A 23,724-nucleotide genomic window follows, 5' to 3' on the forward strand; every position below is an offset into this window, starting at 1 on the left:
CCTGCTACCTGTGCAGATAAGTCTTCAGTATGGCTACCGGGGTACTGGTATTAACATGGGAATCAGTAAAAACCTCCACCTCCAGAGCCTTGAAGTTCACATCCTGAGTGGACTGCCCGCGATAACGGTAGTACCAGGTTTTTCCGGCAAACTCCGTCTTGCTGGTAACCCAGCTGTTGTTAGGCCATCTTCTGGTAAGCTTAAATTCCGCAATGACATTGTCAGCCACCATCTGAGAAAAATAGCTTTCCTGAAGCCCGGTTATGCCGTTCATGGAATTTGTTACCGTGGTAATAATGGCACCCCCGGCCAGAGCAAATACCGCCAGCGCTACCAGCACCTCAAGAAGAGTCATGCCCCGATTTTTTCTTAAAGCTCGTATCACAGGCGATCAGTCTCCGGATCAAAACGTCTGAAATTCCCCAGCTCCTCGCCGATAATCATTACCGGACTATGCGGATCCACGGAACCGTCTGTTACCAAAAAATTAAGTCTGAACGGAGTAACCTCTCCCGTGGGATAAAAGAGAATCTGCGGGAGCTCCCTTTTTTTCACATCCCGGGCATCAGCCTTGAAATCCACGCTTTCCAGCTTGCTTTCCGCCAGAGAATCGGCAGTTTCCACTGCCAGCCCCCCGACCTCGAGAGCCACGGTAACGCCTTCGTCAAAATCCTTTTTAACGGCCACGTCCTCGGCATCGTACTGCACCCAGGAAAGCTGATCCCAGTAGGTGCGCATAAGTTCATCCTTAAGACTGAGATTACTGGTCTTACGCGCATTGGTTCTGACCTGCATCATAAAGCTGTATCCCGTCGGATTCACATGAAGTCCGATAATCCGGCCCTCCATGGCAGCGCGATCCGAGATCTCCTCCATAATGAGTATAAGCTTATCGGCCTGTTCGTCCGCTGTGCCCTCCAAAGTCCCTCCCCCCGGAAGAGCGGAGGTGGCTACGGAAACCATAAGCCCCATGATCAAAAGCACCATGAGAACTTCAAGCAGAGTAAAACCGCCAAGCTTATACATTATGTTCCTCTGACAAAGCCGGCATAAACCGGCTTCTCATCTATGCTAAAACTAAGTAATCAGTTATTGGCGCAGTCAGCTGCAGGCGGATTGTCCACATTCCAGTTACCGATGTCATCGCAGGTGCCCGGTTCGCCGTCAGGCCCGGCGCTGAAAATGTCATAGTGCTTCTGACCGTGATCAGATGGTCTCTTGTAGTAGTAGGGAGAATTCCACGGATCATTCGCCAGCTTGTCCATATAGCCGTCAGAACGGTATTTCTTGGGAATGGGAGCAGAGGTAGGCTTGGTAACCAGAGCATCCAGCCCCTGATCGGTGGTGGGATAGACCTTGGCATCCATGTAATACTGCTTAAGGGAGCTTTCATAGGCATTAATATCGCTTACCACCTTCTGAGTATTGGCCTCGTCAAGGCTGGACATGACGTTCGGCACCACCAGACCGGCCAAAAGGCCCAGAATAACGATAACCACCATTATTTCAAGAAGGGTAAAGCCCTGTGTTCTTTTCATAAATACTCCTGAGTTAACCTTTAACCATACTGTTCATCTGCATCAAAGGCTGCAGTATGGAAATTACAATAAACAAAACAATTCCGGCCATGGAAATAATCAAAAGCGGCTCGAAAACCGACAAAGCCATGGTCACATTGCGCTTGAACTCATTGGACTGGTTAGCAGCGGCCCGGCCCAGCATGTTATCCAGTTCGCCGCTCTTTTCGCCGGAAGAAATCATATGCAGCATCATAGGGGTAAACAGCTTGGTATCCTGCAGGGAGCGGCCCAGTCCCTTGCCTTCCCGCACGCTTTCGGCAGCCTGATTCAGTCTTTCCTTGGCCACCACATTAGTAAGGGTGTCGCTGCTGATATGCATGCCTTCGATGAGAGGCACCGCGCTGGAATGGAGAATGCTGAGCGTCTGCGCATAACGGGCGGTGTTCAGGGAGCGGCTCACCTTGCCGATAACCGGCAAACGGAGAATCAGGGCATGCACCTTTTCGCGGAAAGCTCTTTTTTTCATAAGAATCATAAAGAGCGTAATCAGAAGGCCAATGGAAAGAACAATCATAATGCCGTAATTTTTCACAAAATCCGACAGCGACATCAGAATCTGCGTGGACTTCGGGAGAGTGGCCTTCATGTGCACGAACTGCTCCACCACCTTGGGCACCACGGAGGACAGCAAAAGGCCAACCACGGACACCGCCACCAGAGTCAGCATAACAGGATAAATAAGAGCCTGTGCGATCTTTCCCTTCAGCTCCTGCTTGCTTTCAGTGTAATCTGCAAGACGCTCCAAAACTTCATCCAAATGACCGGACTTCTCTCCGGCGGCCACCATCGCCGTATACAGGTCATCAAAAACCCGGGGATATTTTCTCATGGCATCCGCCAGCGAATGGCCTTCCAGCACCTTTTCCCGGACGCCGGAAATAATAGCGGCATGCTTGGGATTCTCGCACTGCTGGGATACTGCGCGCAGTGATTCTTCAATGGGCATGGCCGAGGATACCAGCGTGGAAATCTGTCTGGTGATCAGAGTCAGGGCAGAACTGCTCATGCTGGGCTGAAACAGTCTCGCAAATGAAAACCCTTCGCTTCCGGAATCAGGCCGGGCTTTCCCTCCGGAATTTCGGGAAGCGGCAGCAGCCTGGGCCGAAAGCTCGGTGATGCTGACCGGCATCAGGCCCATTTCTCTGATTCGGGCCCGGGCGGATTTGGGAGAATCCGCATCAACCTTGCCACGCTTCTGTTTTCCAGAACTGTTCATGGCCACATACTGATAGGAAGCCATTTTTAATCTCCGCTGGTAACTCTGAGCACTTCTTCAATAGTGGTAATCCCCGCCAGCACCTTGGCAATGCCGTCATCGCGAATGGAAGGAGTTGTGGGACGCACCACGCGTTCAATGCCCAGCTCGCCGTCTTCTCCGTGAATAGCCTGCCGGACATCATCATTGACGATAACCAGCTCATGGATGCCGGAACGGCCCTTATAGCCGGAATTGTTGCACTCGGGACAGCCCACGGCGCGGTAAATGACATGGGGCTTATCAAGTCCCATAAGCTCCATCTCCCGGGGGGTGGTTTCCACCGGCTGCTTGCAGTGCTTGCACAGGGTGCGAATCAAACGCTGCGACAGCACGCCAAGAAGGGATGTGGAAAGCAGGAAGGGCTCAATGCCCATGTCCTTAAGACGTGTTATGGCGCCCACGGCGGTATTGGTATGCAGGGTGGACAGCACCAGGTGGCCGGTCAGGGAGGCCTGCACTGCAATCTCCGCTGTTTCGTGGTCGCGGATTTCTCCGATCATCACCACATCAGGATCCTGACGCAGAATGGCCCGGAGCGCTCTTGCAAAGGTCATGTCCACCTTCGGGTTTACCGGGGTCTGGCCGATGCCCTCCAGATCGTATTCCACCGGGTCTTCTACCGTAAGAATATTGATGTCCTTGGTATTGATGGATGAAATGCCGGCATAAAGAGTGGTGGACTTTCCGGAACCGGTAGGTCCGGTAACCAGAATGATTCCGTGAGGCATATGAATAATTCTCATAAAATCCTCGCAGATCTTCGGAGTCATGCCCAAATCGTTGAGATCCAGCCGGACGCTGTTCTTGTCCAGAAGTCGCATTACAATGCGCTCTCCGTATGAGGTAGGCATGGTAGACACGCGCACATCCACCTGCTTGCCGCCCACGGTAAGGGAGATACGGCCGTCCTGAGGAATGCGTTTTTCGGAAATATCCAGCTTTGCCATAACCTTGATACGGGATATCAGGTAGGGAGTAAATTTTCTCTCGAGAGAGATGTTTTCATGAAGCACGCCATCCACCCGAAAACGGATCTCCAGACTGTTTTCATACGGCTCCACGTGAATATCAGAAGCCTCCTCCTTGACCGCCTGAGCCAGCATGGCGTTTATAAAACGCACCATAGGGGAGTTTTCGCTGTTATCCAGGAGATCCGCCTTGTTGAGATCATCGGCAAGACTGAGATCCTCCACATCGTCGCCCATATCGCTGGCGATCTGCTGAGCCTCTGAGTTGTCATGCTGATAGGTATCGGTAAAGAGGTCATCGTATTTATCGCTTTCAACGATGCTGACGGTGAAATTCACCTGCGAAAGCCGCCGCACCTCCAGAAGCACCGATACCGGCGGCCGCTCCTTGCAGTAAAGCACCGGCTTGTCTTCCTCGAGTCTGAGCAGAATGCCATTGGATCTGGCAAATGAGAAAGGAAGCTTGGCTCTTTCCTCAAGAGGAACCACCGTCTGCACTCTGGCTAAAGCTTCCTCCTCCGGAGTGGGCGGAGTTTCCGGCACCTCGTCCTGAGGAAGCTCTGACAGCGCCGGAGCCTCTTCCTGATCGTCATCCAGAGGTCTTTTTTCTTCAGACATGAAACCTCCTAAATCCCGGATAAGCTGCTGCTGTCAGTGGAAATCTCCTGAATGGTATCAGGAGCAATGACAATGGTGGAATCCAGAGCCGGCAGCACCGGAGTGCTGAGCCTGATAGGAAGAAGTCTGATTCCCTCCTTGTTGCGCTTCAGCTCCTGATCCCGGAACATGTTGTACTTGCCGCCGGAAATGCTGGCAAAGGTTTCATCGTCCCTGATGATGATAGGATGGATGAAGACCATAAGATTGCGCTTCTTGTATGAACTGGAGGTCTGCTTGAAGAGCTCGCCCAGAATAGGAATATCGCCCAGAAGCGGCACCTTGTATACAGTCTCCATGGTGGTATGATTCATTAAACCGCCCAGTACCACGGTTTCGCCGCTCTTCACCAGAACGCTGTTCTTAATGGTGCGCACGTCAAAGGTATCGCCGTTTACGGTATTGGCTGACGGAGCCACGCTGGACACCTCCTGCTCCAGAGTCAGGAGCACGCTGTCCCCCTCATTGATCTGGGGGGTAAACTTCAGCTTGGTGCCCACAGTCTTTCTTTCAATGGTGTCATAGCGGTAGCTGGAATCCGTGGAGGTCTGGGTGCCGGTCTTTACCGGAACTTCCTGACCGACATTGAACTCAGCCTCTTCATTGTCCAGAGCCACAATGCTTGGCGTAGACAGCACGTCATTCTTGGCGTTGCTCTGCATCATGGTCAGAAGTCCGAACCAGTTCCCGTGATAGAAGCCCACACCGGCGCCGTTAATGGAAGCAGCAACATTGGCCAGCCCCACCTCATCAGAGGCAAACATAGTGGAAACCGGCACCTGAGATACGTCAGAAGGCCCCTGAACAAGGCCGCCTCTGGTATTTCCCCACTGAATGCCCAGCTGAGCGGCGGTTTCATCATTGATTTCCACAATAATGGCCTCCACCAGCACCTGCGCTCTTCTGATGTCAAGCTTCCGGACAATCTCTTCAATTTGCTTGATGTAATTGGGCTCGGCATTAACGATAATGGAATTGGTAGCTTCGTTGGCATAGATGTTGATCTTGGAGGCAGTGGCGCCGTTGGAGGCTTTGCCTTCCTCTCCGGTCAGAGACTTGCTGACGCCGTTAAGGGTCTCCAGCACATCCTTGGCCTTGGCATAGCGCAGATAAAACACTCTGGTGTTCCCTGAAGCGGCCTGTTCCATGTCCAGCTGATTAATCATGGTAATAACCCGCTGTCTGGCAATGGGCTCTCCGGATACCACCACGGAATTGGTTCTTTCATCAGCCACCAGCTTCGGAGTCATCAAAGGAGAGGTGGCGCTGTTTCCCTTGTCATCCTTGATAAGGGCCAGCACAACCCGCACCACTTCAGTGGCCGAGGCGTGCTTCAGCTTGACAATCTGCACCTCCTGATTTCCGGCTTTGTCCACCCGATTGACGATTTCCACCAGGCGATTTACCACATTAGCCCGGCCGGTAATAAGGAGAACATTTGACGGCTCGTAGTGCACCACATTTCCGGAACCCTGATTGTCAATAAGACCTCTCAGAAGCGGAGCCAGCTCCCGGACGTTTACGTTTTTTACCGGAACCACTCTGGTAACCATTTCGTCCCCCATGGCCCCGTCTTCGGAAACCGGAACGCCGGCAGTCTTTGCCACCGCAGAACGCACCACCTTGTAAACTCCGGTATCAGTAGGAACCACGGCATAACCGTATACCGCAAGCACACTGAGGAAAAACTGGTAATACTGCTCCTCATTCAGCAAATCATAGCTTCTGACATTTATTTTGCCCTTGACTGCCGGGTCAACAATAAAGGTCATGTTGAGATTTCTTCCCACGGTATTAATGAATTCGTTTATGTCCGTACCCTTAAAACTGGCAGAAAATTCCGCGGCCTCAATATTGAGGGATCCTCCCAGAAGCGCGGCGGAAAGCGCCAGCGCTAAGCAGGATTTGCCGAAAAATTTCTTGGTGTTCATATGATCCCCTTAAATAGCCTTAACAAGGCACAGTTCATACAATCAGGATATTTTTCCTGAAAGTGACAAGTACTCTTAGTATGTTATTCTTTGTCAGGAAAAGCTCAAATAATGCGTCTGGCATAATAGGCAAGTCCGCCGCCCTTCCTGCAACCTCATAAAATCATTCCAGATTCAGCGTAACAGTCTGCCGATCCCCGTTGCGATCCACTACCAGGGTAATCTCCGTCATGTCCTGAATCTGACCCATAACCTGCATAGCCTGATTGGTATCGGTGAGATCGTAGCCATTCATTTCCACAGCCACATCACCGGGTTTAAGACCGGCATCCAGAAAAATCTTGCCCTCGGATCCCGGATTAAGCTCATACCCCACCGGCTTGCCATCCTTCATGGCAGGCTTTATGCTGAGATATTTAAACAGATTTCCGGGATTGGACAAAAGCTCCGTTCTGACCTGCCGGGCATCGCTTTTAGCAGCGGCAGAGGCGGTATCACGAGCCTCGGGCTTCGGTTTCGGAGTATCCCCGGATGGCTTCTGATCGGCAGACTGATAGTTATCTGCCGGCATCACAATGGTTTCATCCCGGCCGCCGTTCTTGACAATAATGCGATCCGCGAGAATCTGAGACACCACGGCCTGAGTGCCCTCTATCTTGTCGCCGATGCCGTAGGTCTCTTCCTTGGATTTGTTAATAACCGCCACGGATCCCTTATTGGGATCGTTACTGGCGGAAATGCCGGTAATTTTCACATCAAGCTTGGAAACCGGTCCTGTCTGAGGCATTCCGGTCTTAGGGGCCTGCTGAGGAGCCTCGGAGGGCTTAACGCCGAAAAGAGGCAGCGCAGTCACGTTGATATTGCGGTTCTGCTCCCGGATTGCCTTTAGCTCAGCTGCGGAAAGCCCGGCCAGAGATGAATTTACGGAAGGAATCTTGTACCAGAAAAAAGCAGCCGCTTCGTAACAAACGATAAAGGAAAGAATATAAAAAAGGTATCCTGAAATCTTTGTATAGTAGCGATTACGGGCCCTCTCCAGCATCTCCTGCTCCTGAGGGGATACGGTTCCGGATTTGACTGCCGGCTGACCGGACACAGCCGCATGCTCGGAGCCGCTCTTCTTTTTAGTAATGCGCGAGAAGCCGCCACGTACTCTTGCAATGGCGTTATCAAAGAAAGACGACATGAAAATATCTCACAAAGAGAGCAAACGATAAAACCCTGCAATTGTCTATCAATAAAGGGGTTCATGCAAAATGTTTTTCCAAAATTTTCAAGCTTACTCATAATTTACCGGAAATTACGGTTTTCAAGGCTCTGCCGCCCCGGGCGTGCCTTTCCGGCATAAACCGGCCGGCCCGGATCCGCCATGTGCTATAATCAGCGACATCAATTTGCAGGGTCAAAAGCCCATCAGGGAGAATCCATGGAAGAGAATACCAGCGAAGTCCGTCTCGACAAATGGCTCTGGGCAGCCCGGTTCTACAGAACAAGATCCATTGCCCGGGACATGATAGACGGCGGCAAGGTGCGCTACAACGGCTATCACGTCAAACCGGGACGGCTGGTGGAAACCGGAGCCCGCATCACTCTGAGACAGGGCTTCAATGAACTTGAGGTTATCGTCCGCGGCATCAGCGATGTCAGGCGTCAGGCATCTCTGGCACAGCTTCTTTACGAGGAGACTCAGGAAAGCCGGGAAAAACGGGAAAAGAATGCCGAGCTCCACCGCATAAACGCCCTGCTGGCACCACATCCGGATGACAGACCCAACAAGAAGGAAAGAAGAACTCTCATCAGTTTCAAGCATGCTGCGGAGTGAATCCTCTGCATGGCAATTTCGAGGAATAACCAATGACTGCTGAAAATAACACGGCTCATAGTGCTGCTAACAACACCGGCTCGCCAGCGCCTGGCAGCTTTGATACCATAAAGCGCTTTATTTTTAACGAAAAAGACATCCGAGGAGAAATAGTTCAGACCTGTCAGGCCTACCGGAGCCTCATAGCGGATCATGCCTACCCCCGCAATATCAGAAGGCTCATGGGGGAAATGCAGGCTGCCATCACCCTCATGACCGAAACCGTGAAATTCCAGGGCAGCATCATGCTGCAGCTCCGCGGTAACGGCGACCTCGTCTATGCCTACATCAACAGCAACGAGAAGCAGGAAACCCGCGGTCTGGCTTCCTGGAACGGGGATGTCGATGAATTCTGCCACTGGACAAAGCTGCTGGGAAAGGATCCGGTTCTTACCATCACCATTATTCCCGAAGCGGGAGCCCGCTATCAGGGCATCATCGATCTCACTCATGACCATCTCAATGAATGCATCGAGGATTACTATCGGAACTCCGTGCAGATTGAAACCCGGGTCTGGCTCTACTGCGACCCTGATTCTGTAAAGGCTGCGGGAATTCTCCTGCAGAAGCTGCCCACTGACAATCCGGAAAAGCTGGAATCAGATTTTCACCACATCGCCACCCTGACAGACAGCATGACGGAAGGGGAAATTCTGGCCCTGGAATGCGATGACGTGCTGTACCGCCTCTTCCATCAGGAATCCGTAAACACCTTTCCTCCCAAGCCGGTTTTCATGAAGTGCGTCTGTTCCCGGGAACACTTCCGGGAAAGTCTGGTTTGTCTGGGAGCCGCCGCTCTCGAGGATATCATCCGGGAACAGGGCTCAATCACCGTAAACTGCCAGTCCTGCGGCAAAACCTTTTCCTATTCTCCTGAGGAGGCTCAAAGCATCATAGAAGAAGCCCGGAAACAGGAAGCGGAGAAAGCAGAGAAAACCGAATCAAAATAGATTCCCGAGGACACTCCCGCGGAATCTGACACTGCGAAACACAGGGGAAATTACAGTCTCCCAGAATCAAAACAATAAAGGAGCAGCTCCGGCCGCTCCTTTTTATTATTTCTGCAAAGGCCCCGGCAAACACCAGAGCCCCGCAGGGATTAAATAAGGTTGTAGGCTCTTTCTCCGTGCCAGGAGAGATCCAGGCCTTCCCGTTCCTCGTCCTGAGAAACTCTGACGCCATGGAAGAGCTTATCGGCAATAAGGAAACCAATAACAGAAACCACGCCGCTGACAACAATGGTGATGATTACAGAAACCAGCTGTCCCGCAAACTGACCGCCGATACTGTCCCAGCCCTCCTTGAAGCCGGTGCCGCCGAAATCAGGAGAACAAAGTATTCCGGTAAGAAGAGCTCCTGCAATACCGCCAACGCCATGCACACCGAACACGTCCAGAGAATCGTCAACTCTGAGCAGCTTCTTTAATCCGTGCACGCCCCAGAGGCAGACAGCTCCTGCAGTCAGACCGATTATCAAAGCTCCGCCAATGCTTACAAAGGCGCAGGCTGGGGTTATGGCCACAAGACCGGCCACTGCTCCGGAGCAGATACCCAGGAGAGAGGGCTTTCCCTGGAAAATCCATTCCAAAAACAGCCAGGAAAGAGCGGCCGCAGCAGGAGCCACGCAGGTGTTGGCAAAGGCCAGAGCTGCCACGCCGTCCGGAGAAAGCTCGGAACCGGCGTTAAAGCCAAACCAGCCTACCCAGAGCAATGAGGCTCCGATCATGGTCATTACCAGACTGTGAGGAGCCATGCGTTCTCTCCCGAAGCCGATTCTGTTGCCGCTGAAATATGCGCCCACCAGCGCGCATACGGCCGCATTGATATGAACCACGGTGCCGCCGGCAAAATCCCAGGCGTGCCAGGCGCTGTCAACATAGCCGCCGCCCCATACCATGTGGCAGAGCGGGATGTAGGACAGGGCAAACCAGAAAACCAGCACAAAAATCAGGGCGCTGAACTTTATGCGCTCGGCAAATGAGCCCAGTATGAGACAGGCGGTTATTCCGGCAAAGGCCCCCTGAAAGGAAAAGAAGGTAAAATCCGAAAGGGTTCCGTTAAGGTTGTCCGGAAGAACCCCCATCATCATGAACTTATCGAAGTTTCCTACAAAGTTGTTCAGAAACTCGCTGCCGTTAGTGCCAAAGCTCAGAGAATAGCCAAATAAGGCCCAGAGCACAAACATCAGAGAAAAGGCCATAGCTGTCTGAGTCAGCAGAGACAGCATGTTCTTTACTCTCACCAGACCGCCGTAAAAGAGAGCAATGCCCGGGACGGACATCAGGATTACCAGGGCGGCGCAGATCATCACAAAGCAGTTATCCACCAGGCTGAGCTGTCCCGCCGCCCCGGTTTCCGCCGCTTCGGCAAGCTCTTCGGCTCCGGCAATATCCATGGCTCCTGTCATTAATAGCAGAAACGTCAGTAAACTTCCGCGTCTCATATTTTCCTCCAATTTAGTGATCCAACTCATGTTTTTCAAAGTAATGCAACAACCTTGCCAACTGCAAAACTAAGTTTTTATGCACCGCCGGCAGGAGAAAAAGGCGGATCATCCGGCATAATCCTCGGAAAAAAATGCAACTTCTCAGAATCTGCACTGAAAACAGGCGTTCCTCCTCGAAAAATGCACCGAAACGGATACTTTTCAGAAAACCGAACAATGCCGGATCTCCGGGAAAAATCATGAAAATAAGCCGCCCTGTTCCCGCCGGCAGTACCGGCAGGAACCAAACACCGCGCAATTTCTTTTATCCCGCCGGAAAAAGCGATATGCTTTAAGAAACAGGCAAGAAAGATAACAGTCGGCTCTCCCCCGCAAAGTTTCTTAGCGGAAACAACCTGGCTCAGGAGGCAATATGAAGCTCAAAACACATGAATTCGGCAATCCGGAAGGAAAAAGAATTGTCATGCTCCACGGCTGGGGGTTCTCCGGAGCTGTCTTCCATAGCATAATTCCCTGTCTCAGCTCCCGGTTCCGGGTTATTCTGGTGGATCTCCCAGGGTATGGTCTCAATAACGCCATTCCCGCCAACAGAACTCAGGGCACCATGGCAAATCTGGAGGATACGCTGCCTGAAAACGTGATTCTCTTCGGATGGTCTCTCGGGGGCATTCTGGCTCTCCGTTACACCATCATGAATCCCTCAAGGGTTCAGGCTCTCATCACCGTATCCAGTTCTCCCCGCTTTACTTCATTGCCCGAGGAACGCTGGCCCGGCACGGATCCGGAGCTCCTTAAGAAGCTTCAGGGGATTCTCAGTCAGGATAATGTCTATCGCGTAATTGATCGTTTTCTGTCCCTGCAGGCCATGGGTTCCCCGACCATGAAAAACGATATCCGGGAAATCAAAGAGCTTTTAAAGGATTCTCCCCTGCCCTCTTATTACGAGCTTCAAGCCGGCCTTAAAACTCTGGCCGATGAGGATCTCAGAGGCTGCCTGACCCGCATAGAATGCCCTTGCCTCCACATTTACGGCCAAAAGGATCGTCTGGTGCCGTACCAGGGCAGCACCATTTGGCCGGTAAATGAGCATTCCCTGATTCACATATTCAAAAACAGCTCTCATGCTCCGTTTATTTCAGAACCGGATAACTTCAGAAAAGTACTTTTAGACTTCCTCGACAAATATGGAACATAGTTCTGGGGAAAATTGCTCATTTTTTGTACAATTAATACGTGGCAGTGTCTGTAATCAGCATGTGATCAGCAAACAATCGGAGGCCCTATGAATATCGGCAGCATGTCCATAATGCAAAACGGCATACGCGGCTTTCAGAATGCGCAGTCTCTGATTAACAGAAGCGCCGCGGATCTGGCCCATCTGAACGTTACGCATAGTTCGCAGAATCCGGAAGCTTCAGAAGCTGATGAAGTATCCGCAATCAGGAGTCCCGAAGAAAGCATCGCCGCTCTGAAACAGGGCGAAATATATGCCCGGGCCGGAGCCAAGGTTATTTCTGCCGGTTATGACACTATTGGCACACTCCTTGATATCAGGGTATGAGAGGTCGGCTATGAACGTAATTCACGGTACCGCGCTGGCGCTCCACAGCTATCAGAAGACCATGGACAGCATGGATTTCAGTGCCGCAAAATCCTCCAAGGCCGCTTATGTCGCCGGAACAGATGTCAGTAACGGCAGCGAAGCCAAAGCGGAAAACGGCTATTCCCCTCTCACCAAACCGGTTCCGGATGTGGTATCCATAAGTCCGGAGGCGCAGGCCCGCGCGGAAAACGATGTCAGGAAGGCTGAAGAGAAAGATGTCAGGAACTCTCAGGGCAAGAATCAGGACGGTAATGCTCAGGAAGGCGAGGAAAGCAATTCTCTCATAGGACAAAATGCCAAGAAGCCTGACGGCACCCAGCTTACTGATGCCGAGCAGGCCGTGGTAGACGATATGAAGGCCCGGGATCAGGAAGTAAGGGTTCATGAGGAGCAGCACAAAGCCACCGGCGGCCAGTATGCCTCCAGTCCTTCCTATTCCTACGAAACCGGCCCTGACGGCAAAAAATACATCACCGATGGCGAGGTGCAGATCTCCGTAAGCAAGGAAGACACCCCGGAAAAGACCATCGCCAAAATGCAGCAGGTGCAAAGAGCGGCCTTAGCTCCTCAGGAACCCTCCGGACAGGATCGCAAGGTAGCGGCAGAAGCGGCCATGAAGGAAGCAGAAGCCCGGCGTGAGCTTGCCGAGGATACTTCCGGAAAGACTGATAGCAAGGACGATGCCGGGAAATCCCGGGAAACAGCAGATTCGGAAAACGCTGCAAAGACTGCGGATAAAGGTGACAGCAGCAACAAAGACGATGCCGCAAACATGAAGGATCTCTCGTCAGAAAACCGCGGCTTTGCCAGAATGAAAAGAGCCTATGGCCTGAGCTCCGGTCAGAACACCAATGAAAGCTATGGAGGATTTCGGGCTGTAGCCTGAACTTGTTTTTGTAACGGCATCTCCCCATTGAGAAAACCACAATCAAAGGGAGGTGCCTTTTTGTTTTCTGTTAGCAGATCTGAACAAGTTTTCGCTAACGGCCTTTTCTTACGCTAATGGCTTTTAGCTTCGCTCTGTTTGGCCAGAAGCTTCAGATACTCCTCCCGGGATTTCTGAATTTCCTCATCGCTCAGGATCTCCGTTTTCCGGTATTCCGCAGTACTGCAGAACTGAAATACCGGCTTATCCTCCGGACCAAACCATTCCTCATGCTGGTATGAGATGCGGTTAATGTACCAGGAAACCTTGCCCCGGGGGGTGACAACCACCGCCTCATCATCGATCTCGTGATTTATAAGCCCCCGGGCCATAGGACTCTGCAGGGAGATATACCCCTTGCGGCCGTAAACCTCCGGAGCGCCTACAATCCGAAAATGCTTTATTTCCCCGTCATCATTCTCAATTTCCACATAGGCCCCGAAAAACACCTTCTTCTTTTTAATGCCCTCGGCGCTGCGATCCAGCACTTCCGCATCTCGAATAATATCCGACCTCTTCTTTATGTAGATGTCTATTTCTCTCAGAAGCTTTTTATTGTACTGATAATCGGCATTTTCGCTGCGGTCTCCCAGGGAAGCGGCCCAGGCCAGTTTTTTAGTGACCTCGGGGCGAATATTTGTCCAGATATCATTGAATTCCTGCTTTATAAGAGCGAGTCCGTCTCTGGTTACATAGATGCTCATACTGCTCTCCTCCTTTTCTTGCCCCTCACATTCTTACCTTTTACAAGATTAAACAAAACGACTCTTAAAGCACCTCATTATAAATAAAGAAGCCACCTTGCGGTGGCCTCTCCTGTTAAAAATCAGGTCTTAGCTGATTAGAGCTGCGGGCCGGAAGCTACCAGAGCCTTGCCTGCTTCATTGCCTTCGTACTTCTTGAAGTTCTTAACGAAGCGGCCAGCCAGATCCTTGGCCTTTTCTTCCCACTTAGCAGGATCATCATAGGTGTTGCGCGGGTCGAGAATGTTGGTATCAACACCTTCAAGCTTGGTAGGAACTACAAAGTTGAAGATAGGGATAACCTTGGTCTCAGCTTGGTCGATGCTGTGGTTGAGAATAGCATCGATAATGCCGCGGGTATCCTTAATGGAGATACGCTTGCCGGTGCCGTTCCAGCCGGTATTTACCAGGTAAGCCTTGGCGCCGCTCTTTTCCATGTGCTTAACCAGCTCTTCGCCGTACTTGGTAGGATGGAGCTCCAGGAAGGCCTGACCGAAGCAAGCGGAGAAGGTCGGGGTAGGCTCGGTAATGCCTCTTTCGGTGCCAGCCAGCTTGGCGGTGAAGCCGGAGAGGAAGTAGTACTGAGTCTGGCCCTTGTCCAGGATGGATACCGGAGGCAGTACGCCGAAGGCATCAGCAGACAGGAAGATTACCTGCTTGGCTGCCGGAGCGGAGGAAACCGGACGAACAATGTTCTTGATGTGATAGATAGGATAGGAAACACGGGTGTTTTCAGTTACCTTCTTATCAGCGAAGTCAATCTTGCCATCAGCGGCAACGGTTACGTTCTCAAGGAGAGCGTCGCGGCGGATGGCATTGTAGATATCCGGCTCGGAATCCTTGTCCAGGTTGATAACCTTGGCATAGCAGCCGCCTTCGAAGTTGAACACGCCGTTATCGTCCCAGCCGTGCTCGTCGTCGCCGATGAGCTTACGCTTAGGATCGGTGGAAAGGGTGGTCTTGCCGGTGCCGGAAAGTCCGAAGAAGATAGCGGTATTTTCACCGTTCATGTCGCAGTTAGCGGAGCAGTGCATAGCGGCAATGCCCTTCAGCGGCAGGTAGTAGTTCATCATGGAGAACATGCCCTTCTTCATTTCACCGCCGTACCAAGTGTTAAGGATAACCTGTTCCTTGGTGGTTACATTGAATACCACTGCGGTTTCAGAATTGAGGCCCAGCTCCTTGAAGTTCTCAACCTTAGCCTTGGAAGCATTGTAAACAATGAAGTCAGGCTCCTGCTCAAAATCAGCCTCGGTCTGAGGACGAATGAACATGTTGGTTACGAAATGAGCCTGCCAGGCTACCTCAACGATGAAGCGCACCTTCATGCGGGTGTCCTTGTTGGCACCGCAGAAGCCGTCTACAACATAAAGTTTCTTGTTGGAAAGTTCCTTCTTGGCAAGATCTTTAACGGCATCCCAGGCTTCCTTGGTAGCGCGATGGTTGTCGTTAGGATATTCAGGGCTGGTCCACCAAACGGTATCATGGGAATTTTCATCATCAACGATGAACTTATCCTTAGGAGAACGGCCAGTGTAAACACCTGTCATTACGTTGATTGCGCCAAGCTCGGTTTCCTGACCTACATCATATCCGGTAAGACCTTCCTTGGTTTCCTCATTGAAAAGAACCTCGTAGGAAGGATTGTAAAGAACCTCGGTTGCGCCGGTGATGCCGTACTTTTCAAGTACCTTCTTATCAAATGCCATGGATGAATTATCTCCCATCTTTAACAGCAAAAAATTAAAAAAAGACCATGACAGATTGTAAGGGATCCTCATGGTTTAGTCTATTTATATATGGCAGGTTTATCCAAAAAAAGGTGACGCGCGGCACTCGCTGTGAAATCATGTTATTCCAGTCCGAATGCCGGGAGCTCAATGTCAGACATTAAAGCTGACTCAGACGCTGATTTGATAAAAATTCCCGGCATACCCCTTTATAACAGTTCCGTATTATGGCAGAATCTGCACCGAAAAAAGTTAACGCCGCTGTCCGGGCTCCCTAGATTACGGGAAACATTCCGGCGGAGGCATCAAAATCAAATAGAGATAACACCGAGGAAACAGATATGGCAGACAATAACGCAGAACTCGCAGAAATCCTGAAGCTTCTCAAGGAACTTAAAAACGACGTTACCGCAGTCAAGGCGATGCTCACCGACGGCGGCGACATTACCATGCAGCGCGATGCGGATGGCAATTTCGTATCCTACAAGCTGAAACCCCATGTTAACGACAACGGGGTAAACGGCGAGGATGAGCCCCACGGCGTATAGTTCTCAGAGCCAGCTATAATGAAAGGGGCGGGAAGGTTTCCCGCTTCTTTTTTTCGGCGGGGGACTGATTACCCGGCGTTGTTCCGGGATTTTACGGCATTCTTCTTTAATTAACCACCGAGCCTAACCAAATGATTACCATTACCGAAAAAGCGGAAGAATATTTCCGCGTTCTGCTCAAAAAGCAGCCTCCCGAAACGGGCATTCGGGTTTTCGTGTCAAACCCCGGAACTCCCGGGGTGGAATGCGGCATACTGTACTGTCCCAAAAAATCCATCTCCTTTCAGGATGATGTTTTTGAGCGTTCCGGCTTTAAGCTTGTAGTAGATCGCATGAGCCAGCCGTACCTGGAGGAAGCGATTATCGATTACGAGGCAGATGAAAAGGGACATGGCACTCTGACCTTCAAGGCCCCGAAGCTGAAGACCATGAATGTTCCCGAGGACGCTCCCCTCAGAGACAAGCTGGAGGATTATATGCGCAAAACCATAAATCCTTCTCTGGCCGACCACGGCGGCTCCGCCGTAATTACCGATGTTACCCCCGATGGCGTGGTGAGCGTCGTATTCTCAGGCGGCTGCAAGGGCTGTTCCATGGCAAACATGACCCTGAAGGACGGCATTGAAGCCAATCTGAAGCAGGCCTTTCCCGGAATGGTTAAGGAAGTGGTGGATGCCACGAAGCACGAGGTAACTGAAAGAACCTACACTCTGGCAAAATGACGGGATTCCTCAGAGCAGGCCAAAGCTGATCCCGCCCATGAACATGAAAAAGCCCCGAAACCGGGGCCTTTTTATTTTTCATCTCAGCTGCAGCTGAAAATCACGCCTTTCACCAATGAGCTGCCAATGCAGCTTTCCCGTCACTCATCCTTCATGCGTCGTGCCAGCAATGTGGCTGTGGCATCCTTGGCAGACTTCCCATTAAAGAGCACCTGATAGATTTCCTCGCAGATGGGCATGTCCACCTTGAGCTTCTGGGAAAGGGCATGCACCTCCTTGGTGTTATACCAGCCCTCCACCGCCTGACCAATGGTCTTCATAGCCTCCTCCGGGGAAACGCCCTGCCCCAGAGCCAGCCCGAATCTGCGGTTACGGGACTGATTGTCAGTGCAGGTAAGAACCAGATCCCCCAGCCCGGCCATGCCCATAAAGGTCACCGGTTTGGCTCCCATGGCCACGCCCAGCCGCTGCATTTCAACGAGCCCTCTGGTGATAAGAGCAGTTCTGGCATTGGCTCCGAAGCCCAGACCATCGGAGAGTCCGGTACCGATGGCAATGACGTTTTTAACCGTGCCACCGATCTGCACTCCGATAAAATCCGGATTGGGATAAACCCGGAAATTCTTGCTGGAATGAATGATTTCGGAAAACTCTCTTATGAAGGCATCATTATTCCCGGATACCGCAATGGCCGTGGGAAGCCCTGTGGCCAGCTCTTTGGCAAATGTGGGGCCGGAGATCACAGCAAAGGGAATGCCGCTGCCGAGAATCTCCTCGGCAACATCGCTTAGCAGTCTTCCGGTGCCGCTTTCCAGTCCCTTGGTGGCCCAGACTAGCTTGTGACGCGAAGTCATAAAGGGCTTCAGATTCCTGAGCACCTCGCCGAAGGCTTTACTGGGAACTGCCAGGAGAATAATGTCGGAACCGGACATGGCTTCTTCGAGACTGCCGGTAACATCCAGAGTCTCCGGAAAGGTAATCCCCGGTAAAAAAACGCTGTTGGCGCGGGATTCTCGCATGTCGCGAACGCAATCCTCCTCCCGGGACCAGAGCAGCACTCTTTTACCGTTTCTCGTTAAGGATACAGCAAGGGCGGTTCCATAAGATCCCGCCCCTATTATTGACACTGCATACTTCATGTCAGATATTACTTTTCTTCAGCCGGAGCCTGTGCCTGCTGAGCCTGCTGCAATCTCTGAGCGTAAATGGCATCAAAATTGATCGGAGCGAGGTTAAGAGGAGGGAAACTGGCTCTGTTGCTGAGATCGGAAATAAGCTCCCGGGCATACGGGAAAAGAATGCCGGGAATGAAGGCATTAAGCATATGATTAAGCTGATTATCCGGGAAGTTCTCAATGTGGAAAATACCAGCCTGATTTACCTCAGCCAAAAAAGCGGTGTCCTCACCAATGGCAACAGTGGCGGTAATGCGCAGCACTACTTCATATACATGGTTCGGTTCGTCAATGGATCTGTGCTTGACGTCAATATCGAGCTTGGTCTCAGGCTTCCATTCCTTTCTGAAAATATCCGGGGTGTTCGGAGTCTCCAGGGAGAGATCCTTGACATAGAGTCTGATGATGTCAAAAGCCGGATTCTTAGCCCCGGTGTCATTTACATTGCTGTTATTTTCAGCCATTATTTTTTCCTAAATCTTACTTACAAAACTACGCTTGAAAAACAAAACTTATCATTTGCTGCCAGTAGCAGTGGGAAGCCCGCTGCCGTTCCAGTCAAGGATACCACCGTCCAGCAGAAATGTATTTTTAAAACCGTTCTTTTTAAGAACTTTCGCACAATTATAGGCTTCGGCATCGCCGTAGGTCTTGCCCACTATCACCACGCCGGCATTGCGGTACTTTTCGATAAGGGAAAAGTTCTGCTTCTCAATCTCGGAAACGGTAACCGAAACGGAGCCCGGAATATGTCCCTTCTTATAGTCATCACTGCTTCTGATATCAACAATGCCCACCCCCTGACTGTTCATCAGGAAGGCCATCTTATTGTGATCCACCGATTTAATGCCGTCTATCATAATGTTTATCTGAAGCCAGATGAGGTATGCGAAGCCCATCACCCAGATTAATGTCATCAGAAAATGATTGGTGGCAAAGTTCATAAGCTCCGTTCCGAAGGAAAGAGCTTCAGCTGTTTCATTCATAATTATTGTCCTGCCTCAAAATACCCCGGCATGATAACATACCGAGACGTACTATTCAAAACAGATCAAAGGCCGCAAAAGCACCGGCCCTGTTTTCAGCATCGTAAAGCTTCAAACCGCAGAAATACTGTCAGGTTATGCAGCGATCATCTCCGATTATCCCCGACACGCAATGTTTTTCACGAGTCTTAACAGTATCAGAAGTATTCGTTATGAGTTTATCTAATGGAAATATATTAAAAATTTGATCTTCTTCAAGAAAAATCACCCGCAAAATCCATCACATGAACAATTGTGACAGTATTATTTAACATAACAAGTGACAGATTCAAAAGGAGTTCATTTAAGCAGCAAGCAAAGATGCCTGAGACACTGTGATGACTTCTGCCGGGAATTGGCTCCCGCTTTCAACGTCAGTGTCCGAAAGAAAACGGCTTTCCTGAATGAGCTCCTGTTTTCCGGTTTTTGAGTTTTGCAGAATTTGTATGTTTCTCTCAAACATACTTTTTGGACATGTTTCTCCTGAAGCATGTCCTTTTTTTATGAGACGTTCCCCATTAAGCGGTAAATTCCGCAGAAAGAATTCTTTTGCCTTGCTTTATACGCTTTGCCGTTCCTTCTTGAAAGCGACATCCCGCACCTCCCTTTTTCCCTGCCGCCATTCACCGCCCGCAATATCCCGCCCCCCTGCGTAACAGCCCCGGTTTTGGTGTAAAATACCTGCTGGAAAAAGGTGCTCATGCACCGTCACTATCAGGAAGGAACAAAAATGGCAAAGAAACCTTTTGCACTCATAATCATGGACGGCTGGGGCGACAATCCGGTCAAGGAATTTAACGCTGTGGCAAATGCCAATACCCCGAATCTGGATGCTCTGGCTCAGAACTATGCCAGCACCGACATTCAGGCTTCAGGCATTGATGTCGGCCTTCCTGACGGTCAGATGGGCAACTCCGAGGTAGGTCATACCAATATCGGCGCCGGCCGTATTGTTTATCAGGATCTCACTAAGATCGCCAAGTCCATCAGCGATGGTGATTTCTTCACCAACAAGGCCTTTAACGAAGCCATTGACGCCACCATGGCCAAGGACGGTGCCGTTCATGTAATGGGACTCATGTCTCCGGGCGGCGTGCACAGCCATGAAGATCAGATCAAGGCTGCCTTTAAGCTCTTGGCTCAGAAGGGCGTAAAGAAGGTTTATTTCCACGCTTTCACCGACGGCCGCGATGTGCCGCCCAGAAGCGCTCAGAGCTCCATTGATGGCTTTGAAGCCCTGTTCAAGGAGCTGGGAGTAGGCCGTTTTGCCTCCATGGTGGGCCGTTACTATGCCATGGACAGAGACAACCGCTGGGATCGCGTGGAGCAGGCTTACGATCTCCTTACCCAGGCTGTTTCCGGATTTGAGCCGTTTGCCTCTGCCACCGATGCTCTCAATGCCGCTTATGCCCGTGATGAAAACGATGAGTTCATCAAGGCCTCCGTTATCGGCGAGCCCGTGAAGATGAACGACGGCGATACCCTGCTTTTCATGAACTTCCGCGCCGACCGCGCCCGTCAGATTTCCCGCGCCTTCGCCAATGATGATTTCACCGGCTTTGAACGCAAGGTTCGTCCGGCCCTGAACTTCGTAATGCTGACCGAATACGCCACTGACATCCATGCCGCCTGCGCCTATCCTCCCGAGGATCTGGTTAACACCCTGGGCGAATGGCTCTCCAAGCACGGCAAGACCCAGCTCAGAATCTCCGAAACCGAGAAGTACGCCCACGTTACCTTCTTCTTCAACGGCGGCGTGGAAACCGTGTTCCCGGGAGAAGATCGCATTCTGGTACAGAGCCCCAAGGTAGCCACCTACGACCTGCAGCCTGAGATGAGCTCCGAGGAGCTTACCGACAAGCTCTGCGCCGCTATCGAAAGCGCCAAGTACGATGTTATTATCTGCAACTATCCTAATGGCGACATGGTTGGCCACACCGGTGTTTACGAAGCCGCTGTCAAGGCCTGCGAGGCCGTGGATCACTGCATCGGCCGCGTTATTGAATCCCTGAAGAAGGTAGGCGGCGAATGCCTTATTACCGCTGACCACGGCAATGCTGAACGCATGAAGGATCTGGAAACCGGCGTAGCCTACACCGCGCACACCAATCTTCCGGTACCTTTAATTTACTTTGGCAGAAAGGCCGAGGCTGTGGAGGGCGGCAGACTGTCAGATCTGGCTCCTACCATTCTCTCCCTGACCGGCATGGAGATCCCGGCTGAAATGACCGGAAAGCCGCTCTTTAAGCTGGTATAACCTCTGACGGGCTAACCGCTGTCAGGAGCAGACGTAATCAAACGTCTTAACCAAACCTAAAAGCGTCTCCTTTTTGGAGGCGCTTTTTTATCACCCCTGTTGCTCCCTCCCGGCCTTGTTACTCTCCCTGCTCCGCAATCCTGTATCTCAAAAACCCTGCATCGCAGACCTACTCCGCAAAATGGATATAAAATTTACCGCTCTTATGGATCTGGTTTTAAATATGGTTTATATTTTACGGGGCGGTCTCTGTTTCAGACGGCGGAGACCTGTTGATATCTTTAGGAAAACAGGAATATGCGATTAACAGTTTTCCATAACCATGCTCCGGAAGCGTTATGGGAAAAAAGTCTTAACAAGCTCATCACACCGCTTGCTTATCAAGAACTCAAAAAAATGGGAGATGTGCACCTGGCCGTATTCAATGACGGTGTCGTGGGCATTTCAGTATCCAAAAACGATAACATTGTCTACCTCAAGGTTCGGGATATTACCAGAAGAAGAGGCGTTGGCAAGTACCTTATAGAAGAAACCTGCGCTTACATTATCGAAAGCGGCTTTGATGCGGTTTCCTTCGACATCAAGTCTGTTCCGGTAAATGAACAGGACGGCATGATTTACTTCCTGGAAATGCAGGGATTCATCCAGTCCCCCGAGGATCCCCTGGTGTTTATCTACCGGGAAGATTTTGATGAAGATGACTCGGACAACGATTAGCTCGTTATTCGTCTCTTCTATTCATCACCTTCATCTCGTTTACCTCGTTCATCTCATCGTTACCGCTTGCGGGATTTAGAAAAACGAAGAATTGAAAAAGGGAGCTCTTGGCTCCCTTTTTGCTATGCCTCTCCGGGTATCCATCCCGGTTCAGGCTATTCAGCTTCCTTCTGATCCTTCTCCTTGCCAAATACCAGCTCATACAGAGTATTGGACTTTCTGTTCAGCTGATGCAAGGAATTGATTCTGCGGATAGTTCTGGAAGAGCTCCGAATAAGCAGGGTTTCCGTGCGGGCCAGAGAACCGTTAAGAGTCACCCCAGAAACCAGATTTCCATCGGTGATGCCGGTGATGGAAATTATGGAGCTGTCATTGCGCGCCATGTCCTCAATGCGGAGCACCGTGCCGGGTTCAATCCCCATCTCACGGCAGCGTCTTGCTTCCTCCTGGCCCTTGGCAACATTTTCCGGAGTGGCTCCCTTGGCCACGTCCCGGGGCAGCAGGCGGGCGTTCATATCACCGTCCAGAGCTCTTACCGCTGCAGCGCTTATCACCCCTTCCGGAGCTCCGCCGATACAGTACAGAAAATCAATATCGTTGTCAGGCATGCAGGTAAGAATGGAAGCAGCCACATCGCCGTCCGGGAAGGCATAGACCTTTAGTCCCATTTCGTGCATCATTTTAATAACTGCTTCATGACGCGGCTTGGCCAGGGTCACGCAGGTGAGTTCGCTGTAGGGCTTTCCCAAAGCCTTTGAAATGCTGGCGATGTTTTCCGGAAGAGGTCGCTCCAGGTCAATGGCGCCCTTGGCTCCGGCCCCTACCATCAGCTTCTCCATATACATGTCAGGAGCCTTCAGAAAACCGCCCTTATCGCAGGCTGCCAGCACCGCTACTGCATTTGCCTGCCCCAGAGCTGTCATTCTGGTGCCGTCTATGGGATCCACCGCAATGTCAATGCCGTCCCCGCCTTCGCCTACCGCTTCGCCGATATAGAGCATGGGGGCTTCGTCGATTTCACCTTCCCCGATTACAATTTCCCCGCTCATCTTAATGCCGTTCAGCATATAGCGCATGGCATGCACTGCGGCATCATCGGCGGCATTCTTATCTCCCCTTCCCAGCCAGTGATAGCTGGCCAGAGCAGCTGCCTCGGTTACCCGGCAGAACTCCAAGGACATTTCACGTTTCATAACAGTTCCTGACTATGCTTCAAAATCCCCAAACGGATACTGAAATTTTAATTTGTGCTGGTGTTTTTTGCAAAACAAAACGCCGAAAACCGCGGAATGTCTTCCGGCAGTGTTACTATTCACAGCCCGTAAAAACCCGTAACCCCTTATTCCACCGTCACATCAAATTTTCACCCCTAAATCTCAACCTTCCCTGAGCAGTTGTCACTGTCTCCCCCGATGATCCCGCAAACCCTTATATTTTCAAACTTTTTTGCATTTTTTTTGTTGACATTTAACTCGATATGGGTTATCATCCCATATAGATAACATGAGTCATTTTTGGAGGACTGTCATGGCAGGCAACATTACCTACGTAAAACAGAAATCCGGTGTCATTTACGCA

The 23,724-nt window shown here is 51.1% G+C and carries 23 protein-coding genes and 1 pseudogene; 9 read left to right on the top strand and 15 right to left on the bottom strand.

Features of this window, described 5'->3' with window-relative positions:
* Nucleotides 1–4: 4 nt before the first annotated feature.
* From gspI to gspC, 7 genes are all read right to left on the bottom strand, one after another.
* Nucleotides 5–385 (bottom strand): type II secretion system minor pseudopilin GspI, encoded by a 381-nt coding sequence (gene gspI / locus ACJROR_RS13300; protein WP_406547511.1) that lies wholly within the window; start codon nt 383–385, stop codon nt 5–7.
* The gene (gspH, locus tag ACJROR_RS13305) at nt 382–1,026 is read right to left on the bottom strand and encodes a type II secretion system minor pseudopilin GspH (RefSeq protein ID WP_406547513.1); all 645 of its coding nucleotides are present in this window, start codon (nt 1,024–1,026) and stop codon (nt 382–384) included. Before gspH ends, gspI begins: the two co-directional genes overlap by 4 nt.
* A 59-nt stretch (nt 1,027–1,085) precedes the next feature.
* Nucleotides 1,086–1,538 carry a type II secretion system major pseudopilin GspG gene (gene gspG / locus ACJROR_RS13310; RefSeq protein WP_406547515.1) on the bottom strand — a complete coding sequence of 151 codons (453 nt, stop codon included), beginning with the start codon at nt 1,536–1,538 and terminating at the stop codon, nt 1,086–1,088.
* A 13-nt stretch (nt 1,539–1,551) separates the two neighbouring features.
* Nucleotides 1,552–2,820, bottom strand: coding sequence for a type II secretion system inner membrane protein GspF (gene gspF / locus ACJROR_RS13315; protein ID WP_406547517.1), 1,269 nt, complete (start codon nt 2,818–2,820; stop codon nt 1,552–1,554).
* A 2-nt stretch (nt 2,821–2,822) separates the two neighbouring features.
* Nucleotides 2,823–4,424: a type II secretion system ATPase GspE gene (gene gspE, locus ACJROR_RS13320; protein WP_406547518.1), complete on the bottom strand. Its 1,602-nt coding sequence runs from the start codon at nt 4,422–4,424 to the stop codon at nt 2,823–2,825.
* Nucleotides 4,425–4,432: 8 nt separating this feature from the next.
* Nucleotides 4,433–6,394 carry a type II secretion system secretin GspD gene (gspD, locus tag ACJROR_RS13325; protein ID WP_406547520.1) on the bottom strand — a complete coding sequence of 654 codons (1,962 nt, stop codon included), beginning with the start codon at nt 6,392–6,394 and terminating at the stop codon, nt 4,433–4,435.
* Between the two features lie 163 nt (nt 6,395–6,557).
* Nucleotides 6,558–7,580, bottom strand: a complete 1,023-nt coding sequence (gene gspC / locus ACJROR_RS13330) for a type II secretion system protein GspC (RefSeq protein ID WP_406042553.1) — start codon at nt 7,578–7,580, stop codon at nt 6,558–6,560.
* Nucleotides 7,581–7,820: 240 nt separating this feature from the next.
* Here gspC and hslR point away from each other — a divergent pair, with 240 nt between their 5' ends.
* Both hslR and ACJROR_RS13340 read left to right on the top strand, forming a co-directional pair.
* Nucleotides 7,821–8,216 (top strand): ribosome-associated heat shock protein Hsp15, encoded by a 396-nt coding sequence (gene hslR / locus ACJROR_RS13335; protein ID WP_406042551.1) that lies wholly within the window; start codon nt 7,821–7,823, stop codon nt 8,214–8,216.
* Between the two features lie 32 nt (nt 8,217–8,248).
* Nucleotides 8,249–9,205, top strand: coding sequence for an Hsp33 family molecular chaperone HslO (locus ACJROR_RS13340; protein ID WP_406547522.1), 957 nt, complete (start codon nt 8,249–8,251; stop codon nt 9,203–9,205).
* Nucleotides 9,206–9,354: 149 nt separating this feature from the next.
* Here the strand turns inward: ACJROR_RS13340 and ACJROR_RS13345 are convergent, their stop codons facing one another.
* Both ACJROR_RS13345 and ACJROR_RS13350 read right to left on the bottom strand, forming a co-directional pair.
* Nucleotides 9,355–10,698, bottom strand: a complete 1,344-nt coding sequence (locus ACJROR_RS13345) for an ammonium transporter (RefSeq protein WP_406547523.1) — start codon at nt 10,696–10,698, stop codon at nt 9,355–9,357.
* Nucleotides 10,699–10,711: 13 nt separating this feature from the next.
* Nucleotides 10,712–10,999 carry a hypothetical protein gene (locus ACJROR_RS13350; RefSeq protein ID WP_406547525.1) on the bottom strand — a complete coding sequence of 96 codons (288 nt, stop codon included), beginning with the start codon at nt 10,997–10,999 and terminating at the stop codon, nt 10,712–10,714.
* A 114-nt stretch (nt 11,000–11,113) separates the two neighbouring features.
* Here ACJROR_RS13350 and bioH point away from each other — a divergent pair, with 114 nt between their 5' ends.
* The 3 genes from bioH to ACJROR_RS13365 all read left to right on the top strand — a co-directional run bounded on the left by bioH (nt 11,114) and on the right by ACJROR_RS13365 (nt 13,190).
* Nucleotides 11,114–11,896, top strand: coding sequence for a pimeloyl-ACP methyl ester esterase BioH (gene bioH / locus ACJROR_RS13355; RefSeq protein ID WP_406547527.1), 783 nt, complete (start codon nt 11,114–11,116; stop codon nt 11,894–11,896).
* 87 nt (nt 11,897–11,983) lie between these two features.
* Entirely contained in the window at nt 11,984–12,262 is a 279-nt protein-coding gene (locus tag ACJROR_RS13360) for a hypothetical protein (RefSeq protein ID WP_406547529.1), read from the top strand.
* Between the two features lie 10 nt (nt 12,263–12,272).
* Complete coding sequence (locus ACJROR_RS13365) at nt 12,273–13,190, top strand: putative metalloprotease CJM1_0395 family protein (RefSeq protein ID WP_406547530.1); 918 nt, start codon at nt 12,273–12,275, stop codon at nt 13,188–13,190.
* A 275-nt stretch (nt 13,191–13,465) separates the two neighbouring features.
* On the opposite strand, the pseudogene greB reads toward ACJROR_RS13365, so the two are convergent.
* Nucleotides 13,466–13,933 (bottom strand): annotated as a pseudogene (gene greB, locus ACJROR_RS13370) (transcription elongation factor GreB); the annotation flags it as partial.
* Nucleotides 13,934–14,070: 137 nt separating this feature from the next.
* Nucleotides 14,071–15,681 carry a phosphoenolpyruvate carboxykinase (ATP) gene (gene pckA / locus ACJROR_RS13375; protein WP_406547532.1) on the bottom strand — a complete coding sequence of 537 codons (1,611 nt, stop codon included), beginning with the start codon at nt 15,679–15,681 and terminating at the stop codon, nt 14,071–14,073.
* Nucleotides 15,682–16,043: 362 nt separating this feature from the next.
* On the opposite strand from pckA, the gene ACJROR_RS13380 reads away from it, so the two are divergent.
* Nucleotides 16,044–16,250, top strand: coding sequence for a hypothetical protein (locus tag ACJROR_RS13380; protein WP_406043389.1), 207 nt, complete (start codon nt 16,044–16,046; stop codon nt 16,248–16,250).
* 131 nt (nt 16,251–16,381) lie between these two features.
* On the top strand, nt 16,382–16,972 hold the full coding sequence (locus ACJROR_RS13385) for a NifU family protein (protein ID WP_406043387.1): 591 nt from the start codon (nt 16,382–16,384) through the stop codon (nt 16,970–16,972).
* Between the two features lie 140 nt (nt 16,973–17,112).
* Here ACJROR_RS13385 and gpsA read toward each other — a convergent pair whose 3' ends face one another.
* The 3 genes from gpsA to ACJROR_RS13400 are packed head-to-tail and all read right to left on the bottom strand — an operon-like array spanning nt 17,113 to nt 19,133.
* Nucleotides 17,113–18,111, bottom strand: a complete 999-nt coding sequence (gene gpsA, locus ACJROR_RS13390) for an NAD(P)H-dependent glycerol-3-phosphate dehydrogenase (protein ID WP_406547535.1) — start codon at nt 18,109–18,111, stop codon at nt 17,113–17,115.
* Between the two features lie 8 nt (nt 18,112–18,119).
* Complete coding sequence (secB, locus tag ACJROR_RS13395) at nt 18,120–18,611, bottom strand: protein-export chaperone SecB (protein ID WP_406547537.1); 492 nt, start codon at nt 18,609–18,611, stop codon at nt 18,120–18,122.
* Nucleotides 18,612–18,662: 51 nt separating this feature from the next.
* On the bottom strand, nt 18,663–19,133 hold the full coding sequence (locus ACJROR_RS13400; RefSeq protein WP_406547539.1) for a rhodanese-like domain-containing protein: 471 nt from the start codon (nt 19,131–19,133) through the stop codon (nt 18,663–18,665).
* A gap of 769 nt (nt 19,134–19,902) precedes the next feature.
* Here ACJROR_RS13400 and gpmM point away from each other — a divergent pair.
* The gene (gene gpmM / locus ACJROR_RS13405) at nt 19,903–21,429 is read left to right on the top strand and encodes a 2,3-bisphosphoglycerate-independent phosphoglycerate mutase (protein ID WP_406547541.1); all 1,527 of its coding nucleotides are present in this window, start codon (nt 19,903–19,905) and stop codon (nt 21,427–21,429) included.
* 297 nt (nt 21,430–21,726) lie between these two features.
* A complete protein-coding gene (locus ACJROR_RS13410) occupies nt 21,727–22,146 on the top strand; it encodes an acetyl-CoA sensor PanZ family protein (protein ID WP_406547543.1) in 420 nt (139 codons plus the stop codon).
* Between the two features lie 155 nt (nt 22,147–22,301).
* Here ACJROR_RS13410 and glpX read toward each other — a convergent pair whose 3' ends face one another.
* Nucleotides 22,302–23,339, bottom strand: a complete 1,038-nt coding sequence (gene glpX, locus ACJROR_RS13415; protein WP_406043373.1) for a class II fructose-bisphosphatase — start codon at nt 23,337–23,339, stop codon at nt 22,302–22,304.
* Between the last annotated feature and the right edge of the window lie 385 nt (nt 23,340–23,724).

This window comes from Succinimonas sp., assembly GCF_045225735.1.
Lineage (GTDB): Bacteria > Pseudomonadota > Gammaproteobacteria > Enterobacterales > Succinivibrionaceae > Succinimonas.